Source organism: Microbacterium sp. Root180, assembly GCF_001428485.1.
Taxonomy (GTDB): Bacteria; Actinomycetota; Actinomycetes; order Actinomycetales; family Microbacteriaceae; genus Microbacterium.
Genome location: NZ_LMHS01000002.1, coordinates 562,427 through 576,347 on the forward strand (window position 1 = coordinate 562,427; position 13,921 = coordinate 576,347).

Genomic DNA, 13,921 nt, shown 5'->3' on the forward strand with positions numbered 1-13,921 from the left:
GATCGACCGCCGCGCATGCCATCCGAGCACGCCGCCGGGGGTCACGAGACCGCCAGCATGACCTCGACGACCGCGTCGAGGACGGCATCCACCTGCGCCTCCCGATACCCGCCGCGCTGCATGCGGAACGCCACCGAGCGCACCTGCTCGACCGAGACGGATTCGTCCGTCTCGAGGAAGCGCGCGATCTTGTCGGTGACGAGATCGACTTCGTCGATGCGGTATCCGTATCGCAGCGACGACACCCGATCGAATCGGCGCCCGCGCGGGCGCGAGAGCCGGTCGAGCACGACCTGAGCGGTCTCCCTGGTCTGCCCGACCCATGCGCGAACGCCGCCGCGACCCGAGAGGGCAGACTCCCGCTCCCTCGCCGCGAAGGCGTCCTCGATGCGACCGAGCGCGGCGTCGACCGAGGCGATCGCGTACCCGCGACGCACCAGCGGGAAGGCCGCCTCTCGCACGTCGGCCGCCGTCATCGGGTCGTCGCCGGACTCGAACGCGGCGCGTGCCCTGCTGAGGAAGGCGTCGACCGAGACCCTGTCGTAGCCCTTCTCGCGACCGTGCGTCTCGGGGAACGCTGCCGGCGCGGATGCGGATGCTGTCGTCACGATGCCACCAGGGGGGTGAAGAGGTAATAGAGAGCGAGCGCCCCGGCGGTCGAGGGCAGGATCGAGTCAAGTCGATCGAGCACGCCCCCGTGCCCGGGCAGCCACGAGCTCATGTCCTTGATGCCGAGATCGCGCTTGATCATCGACTCGCCCAGGTCGCCGACCGTCGCCGTCCCCAGGATCACGACGCCGATCACGATGCCCATCCACCAGTCGAGACCGAGCAGGAAGATCGCGAGCAGCACACCCGCCACCGCGGAGGCCAGCACCGCGCCGGCGAAGCCCTCCCACGTCTTCTTCGGGCTGATCCGGGGCGCCATCGGATGACGCCCGAAGGACAGCCCTGCCGCGTACGCGCCGGTGTCGGCGGCCACCACGACGGCGATGAACGAGAGCACCCACCACTCACCGCCCTCCTGGGCGAGCAGCAGCACGCACAGGCTCGCGAAGAAGGGCACGTAGAGCTGCACGAACCCGGCGATCAGCACGTCGGCGAGCACGTTGCCGTAGGTTCGCCCGTCCCGGCTCGCCATCTGCACCAGAAGGCGCCACACCACCACGACGGCCACGGCGACGAAGACGACGACCCAGTGCAGCCACGCATCGAAGAAGTAGCCCGAGAGGACCACCGCTGCGCCGACCACGAGCTGGGGCACGACGTCCACACGTCGGCCCGACGCACGGAGCGCGCGCGCGAACTCGAAGACGCCGAGGAGGACAGCCGCCAGCGCGAAGACCAGGAACAGCTGCTTGACGAAGATCAGCGAGCCGAGAAGGACGGCGCCGGCGGCGACGCCGATCACGATCGCCAGGATGAGGTCTCGTCCGGTGCGCTGCTTGATCCGCTCGTTGGCCTCCTCGAACTCGGCCCGTGCGTGCGCGACCTGACTCTCGAACTCGGAGCGGGCCGCACGCAGATGGGATTGGATCGCGGGCGCCCCCGCGGCATCGGTCGCAGGCGCTGTGCTCGGCAACGGCGGGATCGGCGGGATCGACGCGACCGGCGACTCGTCGGGCGTCGTCGCTTCCGCGCGGCGTGCCTCCGCTGCCTCGCGACGGGTCAGCGGCGCATCGGGAGCGGACTGGTCGCTCCCGAACGCGTCATCGGATGCTTCGGCCATCCAGGTATCAGACCTCGAGGAGCTCTGCCTCTTTGCGCTTGAGCGCCTCGTCGATGGCATCGACGTGCGCGCGCGTGAGGGCATCGAGCTCTTTCTCGGCACGGGTCAGTTCGTCTTCGCCGACCTCGCTCTTGAGTGCGTCGATGTCGTCCTTGGACTTGCGACGGATGCCGCGCAGGTGCACCTTGTGGTCTTCGCCCTTGGAGCGCACGAGCTTCACGTACTCCTTGCGGCGCTCCTCGGTGAGCTCGGGCATCGTCACGCGGATCAGGTTGCCGTCATTGGTGGGGTTGACGCCGAGGTTCGGGATGTCGCGGATGGCCTGCTCGATGCCCTTCAGCGCCGACTTGTCGTAAGGCGTGATGATGAGCGAGCGCGCCTCGGGGTTGTTGATCGAGGCGAGCTGGGCCAGGGGTGTGGGGGTGCCGTAGTAGTCGACGAGGATCTTCTGGAAGAGCTGGGGGTTGGCGCGCCCCGTGCGAACAGTCGCGAAGTCCTCCTTCGCAGCCTCGACGGCGCGGTCCATGCGCGCTCCGGCATCGGCCAAGACGTCCGCGATCACAGTGTCTCCTTCAAGGGGTGGGCTCGGTCCAGTCTACTCAGGGCGGCGTTTCACGCCGTGACCAGAGTGCCGATCGGCTCGCCCAGAAGTGCGCGGGTGACATTGCCTGCGGGCTCCATGCCGAACACCCGCATATCCATCTTGTTGTCCATGCACAGGCTGAAGGCCGTGGAGTCGACGACCTTCAGGCCGCGCTGCAGCGCGTCGAGGTAGGTGATGCGATCGATCCGGGTCGCCGAGGGGTCCTTGTGCGGATCCGCCGTGTAGACGCCGTCGACGCCGTTCTTCGCGACCAGGACCTCCTGCGCGTCGATCTCGAGCGCGCGCTGCGCGGCGACCGTATCGGTGGAGAAGTACGGCAGCCCTGCCCCGGCGCCGAAGATGACGACGCGGCCCTTCTCCATGTGGCGCTCCGCGCGGCGCGGGATGTAGGGCTCTGCCACCTGTGTCATCGAGATCGCCGACTGCACCCGGGTGGCGGCGCCCGCCTGCTCCAGGAAGTCCTGCAGCGCCAGCGCGTTCATGACGGTGCCGAGCATGCCCATGTAGTCGGCTCTCCCCCGGTCCATACCGCGCTGGCTGAGCTCGGCGCCGCGGAAGAAGTTGCCGCCGCCGACGACGATCGCGATCTCGACGCGATCGACGGCAGCGGCGATCTCCCGCGCGATCTGGCTCACGACGTCGGGATTGACCCCGAGCTGACCGCCGCCGAACGCCTCGCCCGACAGCTTCAGGAGGACGCGGCGGCGCCCGGTGTTCTCATTGATCACGACGGATCCTCTCGTTGACGACAAACTACCGAAGCGCATGAGAAAAGGCCCGCATCGGCATCCGATGCGGGCCTTCTCGACGTGTTACGCGCCGACCTTGAAGCGGGCGAACCCGGTGAGGGTCAGACCGGCGTCCTTCGCGACCTGCGCGACGGACAGCTTGTTGTCCTTCGCGTAGTCCTGGTCGAGCAGCGAGACCTGCTTGAAGAACGCGTTGACGCGGCCCTCGACGATCTTCGGAAGGGCGGCCTCGGGCTTGCCCTCGTTGCGCGAGATCTCGGTGACGATCTCCCGCTCCTTCTCGACCTCGGCCTCGGGGACCTCATCGCGCGACAGGTAGGTCGGGTTCGCGAACGAGATGTGCTGCGCGAGGCTGCGCGCCGTCTCGGCGTCGTCACCCGTGTAGGCGAGCACCACGCCGACCTGCGGCGGCAGGTCCTTGCTCGTCTTGTGGAGGTAGATCTCGAACTTCTCGCCGGTGAGGGTGCTCACGCGGCGGAGCTCGACCTTCTCGCCGATGATGGCGGCCTCGTCGGAGATCAGCTCTGCCACGGTCTGCGAGCCGGCGGGCGCTGCCAGAGCGGCCTCGGCCGACTCGGCGCCTGCCGCCGCAGCGGCCTCGAGAACCTTGTCCGCCAGCGCGATGAAGCGGTCGTTCTTCGCGACGAAGTCCGTCTCGGTGTTCAGCTCGAGGATGGTGACCTTGCCACCGATCTCCTTGGCGGCGACGAGGCCCTCGCTGGTGGAGCGGTCGGCGCGCTTGGCGTTGCCCTTCGCGCCCTTGAGGCGGAGGATCTCGACGGCCTTCTCGAGGTCGCCGTCAGCTTCCTCGAGGGCCTTCTTGGTGTCGACCATGCCGGTGCCGAGCTGCTCGCGCAGCGCCTTGATGTCGGCGATCGTGAAGTTTGCCATGGGTGGCGGCTCCTTGATTGTGGGAATTCTCGGGGGATGCCTCGGCGGGGCCGTGGAACACGACCCCGCCGAGTTGCCTTGCGGCGGGTGCTTACTTCTCTGCGGCCTCGATGTCGGCAACGGCCTCAGCGGCCAGCTCCTCGGCGACGGCCTCGGCCACGACGGCCTCAGCAGCCAGCTCCTCGGCGACGGCCTCGGCGACGACGGCCTCAGCGGCGAGCTCCTCAGCGGCCTCCTCGACGACGACAGCCGCGGCGGCCTCGTCGGCGGCGTTCTGCTCGAGCAGCTCGCGCTCCCAGTCGGCGAGGGGCTCGGCGTCGGCCGACTCGTCGGTGGGCTGGTGGCGCTGGATGAGCCCCTCGGCGGCGGCGTCGGCGATGATGCGGGTGAGCAGGCTCACCGAGCGGATCGCGTCGTCGTTGCCGGGGATCGGGTACTGGAACTCGTCCGGGTCGGCGTTCGTGTCGAGGATGCCGATCACGGGGATGCCGAGCTTCGTGGCCTCGTTGACCGCGAGGTGCTCGCGCTTGGCGTCGATGACCCAGATCGCCGACGGAGTCTTCTGCAGGTTGCGGATGCCGCCGAGCGACTTGTGGAGCTTGTCGAGCTCGCGCTTCTTGATCAGCAGCTCCTTCTTGGTGAAGCCGCTCGCAGCCGGGTCGTCGAAGTTGAGCTCCTCGAGCTCCTTCATGCGCGCGAGGCGCTTGGACACCGTCTGGAAGTTGGTGAGGAGGCCACCGAGCCAGCGCTGGTTCACGTAGGGCTGGCCGACGCGGGTCGCCTGCTCGGCGACGATCTCCTGGGCCTGCTTCTTCGTGCCGACGAAGAGGACCGTGCCGCCGTGTGCGACGGTCTCCTTGACGAACTCGTACGCCTTGTCGATGTACGTCAGCGACTGCTGCAGGTCGATGATGTGAATGCCGCTGCGCTCGGTGAGGATGAAGCGCTTGACCTTCGGGTTCCACCGGCGGGTCTGGTGCCCGAAGTGGACGCCGCTGTCGAGCAGCTGGCGGATGGTGACGACGGCCATGGCCGTTCTCCTGTTCTGGCGCGGGGCGCCTCTTGCGGTTGTGTTCGCGCCGACGATGTCGGCGGGCCTGGTGCCCGGCGCACGCCCGCTCGCTGCTGCGAGACCGATGGGAGTGGATGCCGCACCGCCCGGTCTTCCGACCGTTCGCGGTGCTCTGGGCACGCGGAGTCACCCCGACGAGCGGGGTGCAGGGTCCAGTGTACCAGTCGCCGCCTCCTCCCCAGGGCGCCGGCGGCGGCATCCGTCCACCGCACGATGCCCGCCGGCGTCCCGCGCCGGATCAGGACCGAGGCTGATCCCATGCCGTCCTCACGCGCCCTGCCGCGATCCCTCGTCGTCGCCTGGACGGTCGCACTCGTGCTCGTGGTGGGTGCCGCGCCCTCGCGCGCCGACGAGACGAGGGATGCCGAACCGGAGCCCGTCGCCGGACCGGCGGGCGCCGACTGGGTGTGGCCGCTCGCCCGGTTCCGTCTCGAGAGGGCCTTCGAGGCTCCTGCGCACCGGTACGGCCGCGGTCACCGGGGCATCGACCTGCGGGCCGATCCCCGCGACGCCGTACGGGCACCCGCCGGAGGGACGATCGCGTTCTCGGGAGCGGTCGCCGGACGCGGCATCCTGACGATCGACCACGGCGGCGGTCTCGTCACGACGTTCGAGCCGGTCGAGTCCGACCTGGGCGCAGGCGCGAGCGTTCGACGGGGAGACGAGGTCGCCGCACTCGCGCTCGGCGGCCACGCTCCCCCGGGCGCGCTGCATTTCGGCGTGCGTCTGGACGGCGAGTACGTCAACCCGATGCTGCTGCTCGGCGGTGTCCCGCGCGCCGTGCTGCTGCCCTGCTGCTGAGCAGGTTCATGCGCGCGGGTGCGCGAGCCGGTAGGTCGCGGTGAGCCGTTCGCTCGAGACGTGCGTGTAGATCTGCGTCGTGCCCAGGCTCGCGTGGCCCAGGATCTCCTGCACCGCACGCAGGTCGGCACCGCCGTCGAGCAGATGCGTCGCCGCGGAGTGCCGCAGGGCGTGCGGGCCGACCGCTCCGCCGACCTCCGGGCCGAGCGCGCGCGCTACGACGTCGTACGCGGCCCGGGTGCCCAGGCGCCCGCCGCGGACCCCGAGGAACACCGCCGGCACGCCGTCCGTGGCCGGTCGGCGCGCGAGCAATGACGGCCGCCCGCGCACCAGATACGCGTCGAGCGCGCGTCCCGCGGCTCCCCCGAAGGGAACGACCCGCTCTTTCGACCCCTTGCCGAGCACCCGCGCCGTGCGTCGTTCGCGGTCGATGTCCCCGAGGTCCAGACCGCACAGCTCCGACACGCGCACACCGGACCCGTAGAGGAACTCGAGCACGGCGTGGTCGCGCAGTGCGATCGGGTCGCCCTCCGCGGCGGCGGCGCCCGCGCGGTCCAGGACTGCGCTCAGGGCATCCGCGGTCGCCACCTTCGGCAGCGGGCGGCCCCGCTTGGGCGCGACCAGGCGCAGGGCAGGGTCGTCGGCGACGATTCCCTCCTCGAGCGCCCAGGCGAAGAAGCCGCGGGCCGTCGAGGTGCGCCGCGCGATCGTCGCTCGGGCGTCGGCGCGCTGGGTCGCCCGCCACAGCCACTCGCGCAGGGTCTCCAGGTCGACTTCCGCGAGGTCGGCATCCCCCACCGTCGCTGCCAGGTCGGCCAGATCACCGCGGTACGCGCGCACCGTCGCGGGCGACAGGCGGCGCACGTCCGCGAGGACGCGCGCATACGCGTCAGCGGCGGCCTCGAGTCTCATGGCACCAGCTTGCTCCGCCCCGCTCCCCCGTGCGGCGCGACTCACCGCGCATTCGCCCGGCGCCTCCTCCACATGCCGCCACTGCGCCCGCCACCCCACCGAGCTGTCACGCACGCGTGTCCTCGCTCATCGCACTCGCGACGATCTCTTCATGGCAGACAAGGACGAACTCGGCCGCGCGGGAGAAGAGCGCGCGGCGCGCTATTTCACCGATGCGGGCTACGAGGTGGTCGCTCGCAACTGGCGCTGCACGGCCGGCGAGATCGACCTGGTGGTGGTCGACGCCGAACACGTGGTCATCGCCGAGGTGAAGACGCGGCGAGGCGAGGGCTTCGGGCATCCGTTCGAGGCGATCGATGCACGCAAGCGCACGCGACTGTGGCGTCTCGCGTGCGCCTGGGTCGCCATCAACCGCGACGTCGTCCGGCATCGTCGACTGCGGATCGATGCCGTGGCGATCATCGGCACCGACCCCGGCACCGCGCGGCTCGAGCACATCCGCGACATGGAGGTGTCGTGAGCATCGCCCGCACCTGGTCGGTGGCCCTCGTCGGCGTCGAGGGCGAGCTGGTCGAGGTCGAGGCCGACCTCTCGAACCAGACGCCCGAGTTCAAGATCATCGGCCTGCCCGACAAGGCACTCGGTGAAGCGGTGCAGCGAGTGCACAACGCGTGCGCGAACAGCGGGGCGCCGCTCCCCCGCCGCAGGCTGACCGTGAATCTGTCCCCGGCGAGCCTGCCCAAGCAGGGCTCGGGTTTCGACGTGGCCGTGGCGCTCGCCTGCCTCGCGACCGAGACGACGATGGATGCCGCTTCCCTCGCGTCCACGGTGCACCTCGGCGAACTCGGCCTCGACGGCAGGCTGCGACCGATCCCGGGAGTCCTCCCCGCCGTCCTCGCGGGAGTCAAGGCCGGGCGACGACGCGCCGTGGTCCCCTGGGCCAACCGCGCGGAGGCGGAGCTCGTCGACGGCATCGAGGTCGTGGGCGCCGTCAACCTCGCGCAGGTGCTGGCGCTGCACGGCGCGGATGTCGACGTCCCCGACGACGAACCAGTCGACCTGCCCGACGACCCGGCCCCGGCGGAGCGGCCACTCGATCTCGCCGAGGTCATCGGCCAGCGCGAGGCCGTCGACGCGCTCGTGGTCGCGGCGGCCGGCGGGCATCACCTGATGATGTGCGGTCCGCCCGGCGCCGGGAAGACGATGCTCGCACGCCGGCTCACCGGCATCCTCCCCGCGCTCGACGATCGCGCGGCACTCGCGAGCGCTGCCGTGCGCAGCCTGTCGGGTGCGCGGGTGGTCGAGCTCACGCGCACCCCGCCGTTCGAGGCTCCGCATCACAGCGCGAGTGTGGCCGCGCTCGTCGGAGGAGGGTCGCGCATCATCCGTCCCGGCGCGATCGCCCGCGCCACGGAGGGCGTCCTCTTCCTCGACGAGGCAGGCGAGTTCACCGCCTCCGCCCTCGACTCCCTCCGCCAGCCGCTCGAGAACGGCACGATCACCATCCATCGATCCGGAACGAGCGCCGCCTTCCCCGCGCGCTTCCAGCTCGTGCTCGCGACCAATCCCTGCCCGTGCGGCGATCACGGGATCCGCGGCGGCACCTGCACTTGCCCGCCGTCGGCGATCCGCCGCTACCGCGGACGGCTGTCCGGACCGCTCCTGGATCGCATCGACATCGAGCTGACCCTCACGCGGGTCTCGGTCGCCCAACGTGCGCACGCCGGCGCGACGGTCACGACCGCCGACGCGCGCGCCCAGGTGGCCGAGGCCCGGGCGCGCACCGCGCACCGGCTCGCCGACACGCCGTGGCGACTCAACGCGCAGGTGCCCGGCACCTGGCTCCGCGAGGGCCCGGCCTCCCCTGCGGCGAACGTGCTCCGGCCGCTCGACGCGGCTCTGCACCGTGGCGCGATCACCCTGCGTGGCTACGACCGTGTGCTGCGGGTCGCGTGGTCCCTCGCCGACCTCGCGGGACTCCCCCGACCGGCCGCCGAACAGCTCGGCCGGGCGCTCTACCTCAAGAAGGGACTCGCCGCATGATCCGCTTCCGACTCGACCCTTCGGCGGCGCGGCGCGCTCTGGGCGGCCATGCCGACGCATCGACCCCGGACTCGGAGATCCTCGACCGCTACGCCACTGTCGTGTGGTCCCACCTCGTGGAACCGGGCGACGCCGTGGCCGGACGCATCGTCGGCTCCCACGGGCCGGTGCGCGGGCTGCAGGTCGTCATCGGCGACCACGACACGGTGGCGGTCACCGCTCGCGAGCTCGAAGAGGGCCGCAAGCGCTGGATGCCGCGGCTCGACGCAGAGCAGATCTCGCGCGCACTCGCTTCGGCCACGCGATCCGCAGCCGCCATCATCACCCGCGCCGACGCGGACTGGCCGGATCAGCTGGATGACCTCGGGATGCACGCGCCTCACTGCCTGTGGGTCCGCGGTGACCGCGCCCTCCTCGCTCGACTACGTCCATCGGTCGCGATCGTCGGAGCGCGAGCGGCCACCTCCTACGGCGACCACGTCGCGCTCGAGCTGTCTGCGGAGCTCGCCGGAAGCGGAATCCCCGTGATCTCCGGCGGCGCGTACGGGATCGACGGTGCCGCCCATCGCGCAGCGCTCGACGTGGGCGGGCGGACGGTCGCTCTGCTCGCAGGAGGTGTGGACCGCAGCTACCCCGTGGGCCACGCCGGGCTCATCGAACGCGTCGCGATGACCGGCGCGGTCGTGAGCGAGGTTCCCTGCGGCGCCGCCCCCACGAAGTGGCGGTTTCTGCAGCGCAACCGGCTCATCGCAGCGCTCAGCGACGCCACCATCGTCGTCGAGGCAGGATGGCGCAGCGGGTCGCTGAACACGGCGGGGCACGCAGCCTCCCTCTCCCGGCGACTCGGCGCGGTTCCGGGTCCGGTGACCTCTGCGGCCTCGGCGGGGACGCACCGCCTGCTGCGTGAGTACGACGCCGCATGCATCACCAGCGCCGCCGACGTGCGGGAGCTCCTCGGCCTCACCCAGAACGCGGAGCACCGCCACGGCGACCGGGGCGCGCGCACCGACGACACGACGCGCGTCCGCGATGCGCTGAGCACGCGGTCGCCGCGCGAAGCGGCCGATCTCGCTCGGCGGACAGGGATGTCGGTGGACCACGTCGAAGCAGTGCTCGGACTTCTGCAGCTCGAGGGCTCGGCTGTTCGCGGCCCCGCGGGCTGGCGATCGCCGCCGATCGGAGGGTGAGGCATCCGCCGTCACAACTCAGGTGTCGAGCGACAGCTCCTCGGGGAGGTGGAAGTCGCGGCGCTGCAGCTCCTCCACGTTGACATCCTTGAACGTCAGCACGCGCACGGCCTTGACGAAACGGTCGGCTCGGTAGATGTCCCACACCCACACATCCGACATCGAGATCTCGAAGTAGAAGTCGTGCTCGGTGTCGCGACGCACGACGTTCACCTCGTTCGCGAGGTAGAACCGCCGCTCGGTCTCGATCACGTACTGGAACTGTGAAACGACGTCGCGGTACTCGCGGTACAGCGCGAGCTCCAGCTCACGGTCGTAGTCCTCGAAGACTTCGTCATCCATGGTGACACCATCCTATGGGCGCGACTGGATGCCGCGAACCCGCGTCCGCCGACGGCGGACAGACCGTCAGAACAGGGTGGGCGCGTCGGTGATCGACCACGACGCCCGATGGTGAGCGCTGATCCCGTGCTCGCGGATCGCATCGCGATGGTCGGGACTCGCATACCCCTTGTTGCGCGCCCAGTTGTACGCGGGCAGCTCCGCGTGGAGATCGGTCATCAGCGCATCGCGCGCGACCTTCGCGATGACGGATGCCGCAGCCGCCGACGCGCAGTCGCGGTCGGCCTTGATCACCGGACGCACACGAAGACCGCGTGCGCCGGCGGCGGTGATGTAGTCGTAGTTGCCGTCGAGGATCACCACGGCGTCCTCGGGCACGACACCCTGCGCTCGGAGGTCGGCGATCGCCCTGATGGAGGCGAGACCGAGGGCCCGCATGATGCCGATCTCGTCGATCTCCGCGGAGCTCGCCCAGCCCACGGCGCTGGCCGAGACCCACGAGGCGGCGCGGGAGGCGACATCCGCCCGCTTCGGCTCGGGCACGAGCTTCGAGTCGCGCAGGCCCTGCGGGATGCGCTTGCGAGACCGCGGAGCGTCGATCACCGCCGCGCCCACCGCAACGGGGCCGGCCAGGGCACCGCGCCCCACCTCGTCGCACGCGATGACGATCGCGTGCTCCTTCAGGAGCCTGCGCTCGAGCGTCAGTCGCGGCTCCGCGACGGTCATGGCGCCGAATCCTCCTGGGACGGCTCGGGCACGCCGGCGAAATCGTCGTGATGGAAGTCCAGCAGTCCGAACCGGTCCAGCGGCCAGGTCACCAGGAACGCGCGTCCGACGACGTTCTCGACGGGAACGAAGCCCTCGCCCGGCTGTTCCTGGTTGTATCGCGAGTCTTTCGATCGGTACCGGTTGTCGCCCAGCACCCACAGACTCTCGTCCGGCACGACGACGTCGAACGAGACGCCCGACGCGGCCGACTCCCCCGACGGCAGCTTGATGTACTCGGTCTCATCGACCGCGACACCGTTGATCGTGACCTGTCCGAGCGTGTTGCAGCACACCACGTGATCGCCGGGCAGGCCGATGATGCGCTTGACGAGGTGGTCGTCGCTGTCGGGGGCGGAGAGCCCCACGAGCGCGAGCACCCACTCCACGGCCTCGACGACAGGCGGTCGCGCCGGGTCGGTCGATGGCGGCAGCCATCCGCCCGGGTCACGGAAGACGACGATGTCGCCGCGGTCGTAGCCGCCGAACCGGGGGGTGATCTCGTCGACGAGGATGCGGTCGTTGATGTGAAGGGTGTCCTCCATCGATCCCGACGGGATGTAGAAGGACCGGACCAGGAAGGTCTTGACGAGGAACGAGACCAGGACCGCGATCAGGATGATGACCAGCACATCGCGGAGGAATGTGACCCACCCGCGACGACGGCGGCGGATGGTCGCCTCGCCCAGTGAACCGGACGACGGTGCCGGTTCGGCGGAGGCCGTCTTCTCGGTGGTCATGCACGATCCTTCGTCGGCGCGCCGCGGATCGGAGAGCCTCCCCTCAAGGTTCCCACACTCCCGAGCCTCGAATGGGACGGGACGCGGACTTCGCGGGACGTTGTCAGCGTGGAAACGACGAAGCCCCGGACCACACGGGTCCGGGGCTTCGGTACGCAGAACTCAGCGGTCGCGCTTCTCCTTGATCTTGGCCTTCTTGCCACGGAGGTTGCGGAGGTAGTAGAGCTTCGCACGACGCACGTCGCCGCGGGTGACGACCTCGATGTGGTCGATCACCGGGGAGTGCACCGGGAAGGTGCGCTCGACGCCGACCTGGAAGCTGATCTTGCGGACCGTGAAGGTCTCGCGCACGCCGTCGCCCGAGCGGCCGATGACGACGCCCTGGAAGACCTGGATGCGGGAGCGGTTGCCTTCGGTGATGTTCACGCCCACCTTGACGGTGTCGCCGGGGGCGAAGGCGGGGATGTCGGAGCGCAGCGATGCTGCGTCGACGGAGTCGAGGATCTGCATGATCTTTTCTCTCTGCGGCCGCCACAGGTCGACCGCGGGAAGTATGGGAAAGGAAGTCGTGTGCCCGAGGCCGCCGGCCGGAAGCCGCGCGACTGATTCCCCTGAGGCAGAACCTGGTCAGGGCACAAACATCTATTCTGCCACGGATGCCGCGACCGGCCAAAACGGCGTCAGCGCGCCTGCGGCCCCTGCTTCTCGCTCAGCACGATGACCTCGGGCATCGACGCGGATGCGGACGCGGACGGCGCTTCCTGCGCCGCCGGGATGTACGCGACGCCATCGACGGTGTGCAGCACCATGCGCGACGGCTTCGCCTCGCTCCACAGCTGCCAGAGCTCCAGCCAGAACAGGCCGATGCCGACGAGCACCGCGGCCACCATGACCGGCACCCACCAGGTCTGGTTGAAGAACCCGAGGGAGATGATCAGAACGTGCCAGACGGCGAAGCCGAGGACGTCCCACCACGACACGGCGCGATGCGCCCGCACGGTGCCGCGCGCGCGGACCAGCAGTGTCAGCAGCAGCTGCCAGAGGAACACTCCCGGCACCGCGAACAGCATCCACAAGAACGCCCAGCCGTTCGCGCCGGCGATGATCCAGCCGACGAACAGCCACAGCGGCAGGACAAATGCGGCGGGAATCATCCAGCCGAAGAATCCACGTCGAAGCCACATGCTCCGATGCTACGCCCGGGAAGGCCCTGCAGGACACGCCTTCGGCGCGGCACGAGGCATCCTCACAGCCGAGCGCTCCGCCGCCTGTGAGAATGGAGGGGAACCCGAGAGGAACCACATGATCGAGCTGCGCACACCCGCCGAGATCGAGGCGATGAAGCCTGCGGGCAGATTCGTCGCCGAGACGCTGGCGACCCTGCGCGACGAGACCAAGGTGGGCACGAATCTCCTCGCGATCGACCGGCGGGCGCACGAGCTGATCCGGCGCGCCGGCGCCGAGTCCTGCTACATCGACTACCACCCCTCCTTCGGGGCCAGCCCGTTCGGCAAGGTCATCTGCACGTCGGTCAACGACGCGGTCCTGCACGGCCTGCCCTTCGACTACGCCTTGCGCGACGGCGACCTCGTGTCGCTCGACTTCGCCGTGGCGATCGACGGCTGGGTCGCCGACTCCGCGGTCTCGTTCGTCGTGGGCACGGCCCGCGACGAGGACCTCGCACTGATCGACACGACTCAGCGCGCGCTGGATGCCGCGATCCGGGCCGCGAACGTGGGGAACCGCATCGGCGACATCTCGGCGGCGATCGCGGCGATCGCGCACGCCGACGGCTACTCGATCAACACCGACTTCGGCGGCCACGGCGTCGGCCGCGAGATGCACGGCGACCCGCACGTCGCCAACGACGGCAAGGCCGGCCGGGGATATCCGCTGCGCGACGGTCTGGTATTGGCGCTCGAGCCCTGGTTCCTGCAGACGACCGACGGCCTCGTCACCGACCCCGACGGCTGGACGCTCCGATCGGTCGACGGCTCCCGCGGCGCCCACTCGGAGCACACCGTCGCGATCACCGCGGACGGGCCGATCGTGCTGACCGACCGCTCCTGGCTCGGGGTCGACTGAC

At 70.1% G+C, this 13,921-nt stretch carries 17 protein-coding genes; 5 read left to right on the forward strand and 12 right to left on the reverse strand.

Annotated elements, in window-relative coordinates:
• Positions 1–41 precede the first annotated feature (41 nt).
• The 6 genes from ASD93_RS06960 to rpsB form a co-directional block, all read right to left on the reverse strand.
• Complete coding sequence (locus ASD93_RS06960) at positions 42–608, reverse strand: DivIVA domain-containing protein (protein WP_056120607.1); 567 nt, start codon at positions 606–608, stop codon at positions 42–44.
• Positions 605–1,729 carry a phosphatidate cytidylyltransferase gene (locus tag ASD93_RS06965; RefSeq protein ID WP_056120610.1) on the reverse strand — a complete coding sequence of 375 codons (1,125 nt, stop codon included), beginning with the start codon at positions 1,727–1,729 and terminating at the stop codon, positions 605–607. The genes ASD93_RS06960 and ASD93_RS06965 overlap by 4 nt, the downstream gene beginning before the upstream one ends.
• Positions 1,730–1,736: 7 nt before the next feature.
• Positions 1,737–2,291 (reverse strand): ribosome recycling factor, encoded by a 555-nt coding sequence (frr, locus tag ASD93_RS06970; RefSeq protein WP_056120613.1) that lies wholly within the window; start codon positions 2,289–2,291, stop codon positions 1,737–1,739.
• A gap of 50 nt (positions 2,292–2,341) precedes the next feature.
• Positions 2,342–3,100, reverse strand: coding sequence for a UMP kinase (gene pyrH, locus ASD93_RS06975; protein ID WP_414843696.1), 759 nt, complete (start codon positions 3,098–3,100; stop codon positions 2,342–2,344).
• A 45-nt stretch (positions 3,101–3,145) separates the two neighbouring features.
• Entirely contained in the window at positions 3,146–3,973 is an 828-nt protein-coding gene (gene tsf, locus ASD93_RS06980) for a translation elongation factor Ts (RefSeq protein WP_056120618.1), read from the reverse strand.
• 91 nt (positions 3,974–4,064) lie between these two features.
• Complete coding sequence (gene rpsB, locus ASD93_RS06985) at positions 4,065–5,003, reverse strand: 30S ribosomal protein S2 (protein WP_056120621.1); 939 nt, start codon at positions 5,001–5,003, stop codon at positions 4,065–4,067.
• A 300-nt stretch (positions 5,004–5,303) separates the two neighbouring features.
• On the opposite strand from rpsB, the gene ASD93_RS06990 reads away from it, so the two are divergent.
• Positions 5,304–5,846: a murein hydrolase activator EnvC family protein gene (locus tag ASD93_RS06990; protein ID WP_056120625.1), complete on the forward strand. Its 543-nt coding sequence runs from the start codon at positions 5,304–5,306 to the stop codon at positions 5,844–5,846.
• 6 nt (positions 5,847–5,852) lie between these two features.
• Here ASD93_RS06990 and ASD93_RS06995 read toward each other — a convergent pair whose 3' ends face one another.
• Positions 5,853–6,758, reverse strand: coding sequence for a tyrosine recombinase XerC (locus ASD93_RS06995; RefSeq protein WP_056120630.1), 906 nt, complete (start codon positions 6,756–6,758; stop codon positions 5,853–5,855).
• Positions 6,759–6,909: 151 nt separating this feature from the next.
• Between ASD93_RS06995 and ASD93_RS07000 the strand changes: the two genes are divergently transcribed.
• From ASD93_RS07000 to dprA, 3 genes are read left to right on the forward strand one after another with little or no spacing between them, the layout of a single operon-like run.
• Positions 6,910–7,278: a YraN family protein gene (locus ASD93_RS07000; protein ID WP_056120633.1), complete on the forward strand. Its 369-nt coding sequence runs from the start codon at positions 6,910–6,912 to the stop codon at positions 7,276–7,278.
• Positions 7,275–8,801: a YifB family Mg chelatase-like AAA ATPase gene (locus ASD93_RS07005; RefSeq protein ID WP_056120635.1), complete on the forward strand. Its 1,527-nt coding sequence runs from the start codon at positions 7,275–7,277 to the stop codon at positions 8,799–8,801. Before ASD93_RS07000 ends, ASD93_RS07005 begins: the two co-directional genes overlap by 4 nt.
• Entirely contained in the window at positions 8,798–9,988 is a 1,191-nt protein-coding gene (dprA, locus tag ASD93_RS07010; RefSeq protein ID WP_056120638.1) for a DNA-processing protein DprA, read from the forward strand. Before ASD93_RS07005 ends, dprA begins: the two co-directional genes overlap by 4 nt.
• Positions 9,989–10,006: 18 nt before the next feature.
• Here the strand turns inward: dprA and ASD93_RS07015 are convergent, their stop codons facing one another.
• The 5 genes from ASD93_RS07015 to ASD93_RS07035 all read right to left on the reverse strand — a co-directional run bounded on the left by ASD93_RS07015 (position 10,007) and on the right by ASD93_RS07035 (position 13,019).
• On the reverse strand, positions 10,007–10,330 hold the full coding sequence (locus ASD93_RS07015; protein ID WP_056120641.1) for a DUF2469 family protein: 324 nt from the start codon (positions 10,328–10,330) through the stop codon (positions 10,007–10,009).
• A gap of 66 nt (positions 10,331–10,396) precedes the next feature.
• Positions 10,397–11,056 carry a ribonuclease HII gene (locus ASD93_RS07020; protein ID WP_056120644.1) on the reverse strand — a complete coding sequence of 220 codons (660 nt, stop codon included), beginning with the start codon at positions 11,054–11,056 and terminating at the stop codon, positions 10,397–10,399.
• Positions 11,053–11,835: a signal peptidase I gene (gene lepB / locus ASD93_RS07025; RefSeq protein ID WP_056120649.1), complete on the reverse strand. Its 783-nt coding sequence runs from the start codon at positions 11,833–11,835 to the stop codon at positions 11,053–11,055. Before lepB ends, ASD93_RS07020 begins: the two co-directional genes overlap by 4 nt.
• A gap of 162 nt (positions 11,836–11,997) precedes the next feature.
• Positions 11,998–12,345 carry a 50S ribosomal protein L19 gene (gene rplS, locus ASD93_RS07030; protein ID WP_056120652.1) on the reverse strand — a complete coding sequence of 116 codons (348 nt, stop codon included), beginning with the start codon at positions 12,343–12,345 and terminating at the stop codon, positions 11,998–12,000.
• Between the two features lie 170 nt (positions 12,346–12,515).
• Positions 12,516–13,019 carry a hypothetical protein gene (locus ASD93_RS07035; protein WP_056120655.1) on the reverse strand — a complete coding sequence of 168 codons (504 nt, stop codon included), beginning with the start codon at positions 13,017–13,019 and terminating at the stop codon, positions 12,516–12,518.
• A gap of 118 nt (positions 13,020–13,137) precedes the next feature.
• Between ASD93_RS07035 and map the strand changes: the two genes are divergently transcribed.
• Positions 13,138–13,920: a type I methionyl aminopeptidase gene (gene map / locus ASD93_RS07040; protein WP_056120658.1), complete on the forward strand. Its 783-nt coding sequence runs from the start codon at positions 13,138–13,140 to the stop codon at positions 13,918–13,920.
• Position 13,921 lies beyond the last annotated feature (1 nt).

What these genes read in the sequence shown, in the direction of transcription:
- ASD93_RS06965 (WP_056120610.1), bottom strand. Translation starts at nt 1,729, where the DNA reads ATGGCCGAAGCATCCGATGACGCGTTCGGGAGCGACCAGTCCGCTCCC.
- pyrH (WP_414843696.1), bottom strand. Translation starts at nt 3,100, where the DNA reads ATGCGCTTCGGTAGTTTGTCGTCAACGAGAGGATCCGTCGTGATCAAT.
- tsf (WP_056120618.1), bottom strand. Translation starts at nt 3,973, where the DNA reads ATGGCAAACTTCACGATCGCCGACATCAAGGCGCTGCGCGAGCAGCTC.
- rpsB (WP_056120621.1), bottom strand. Translation starts at nt 5,003, where the DNA reads ATGGCCGTCGTCACCATCCGCCAGCTGCTCGACAGCGGCGTCCACTTC.
- ASD93_RS06990 (WP_056120625.1), top strand. Translation starts at nt 5,304, where the DNA reads ATGCCGTCCTCACGCGCCCTGCCGCGATCCCTCGTCGTCGCCTGGACG.
- ASD93_RS06995 (WP_056120630.1), bottom strand. Translation starts at nt 6,758, where the DNA reads ATGAGACTCGAGGCCGCCGCTGACGCGTATGCGCGCGTCCTCGCGGAC.
- ASD93_RS07000 (WP_056120633.1), top strand. Translation starts at nt 6,910, where the DNA reads ATGGCAGACAAGGACGAACTCGGCCGCGCGGGAGAAGAGCGCGCGGCG.
- dprA (WP_056120638.1), top strand. Translation starts at nt 8,798, where the DNA reads ATGATCCGCTTCCGACTCGACCCTTCGGCGGCGCGGCGCGCTCTGGGC.
- ASD93_RS07015 (WP_056120641.1), bottom strand. Translation starts at nt 10,330, where the DNA reads ATGGATGACGAAGTCTTCGAGGACTACGACCGTGAGCTGGAGCTCGCG.
- ASD93_RS07020 (WP_056120644.1), bottom strand. Translation starts at nt 11,056, where the DNA reads ATGACCGTCGCGGAGCCGCGACTGACGCTCGAGCGCAGGCTCCTGAAG.
- lepB (WP_056120649.1), bottom strand. Translation starts at nt 11,835, where the DNA reads ATGACCACCGAGAAGACGGCCTCCGCCGAACCGGCACCGTCGTCCGGT.
- rplS (WP_056120652.1), bottom strand. Translation starts at nt 12,345, where the DNA reads ATGCAGATCCTCGACTCCGTCGACGCAGCATCGCTGCGCTCCGACATC.
- ASD93_RS07035 (WP_056120655.1), bottom strand. Translation starts at nt 13,019, where the DNA reads ATGTGGCTTCGACGTGGATTCTTCGGCTGGATGATTCCCGCCGCATTT.
- map (WP_056120658.1), top strand. Translation starts at nt 13,138, where the DNA reads ATGATCGAGCTGCGCACACCCGCCGAGATCGAGGCGATGAAGCCTGCG.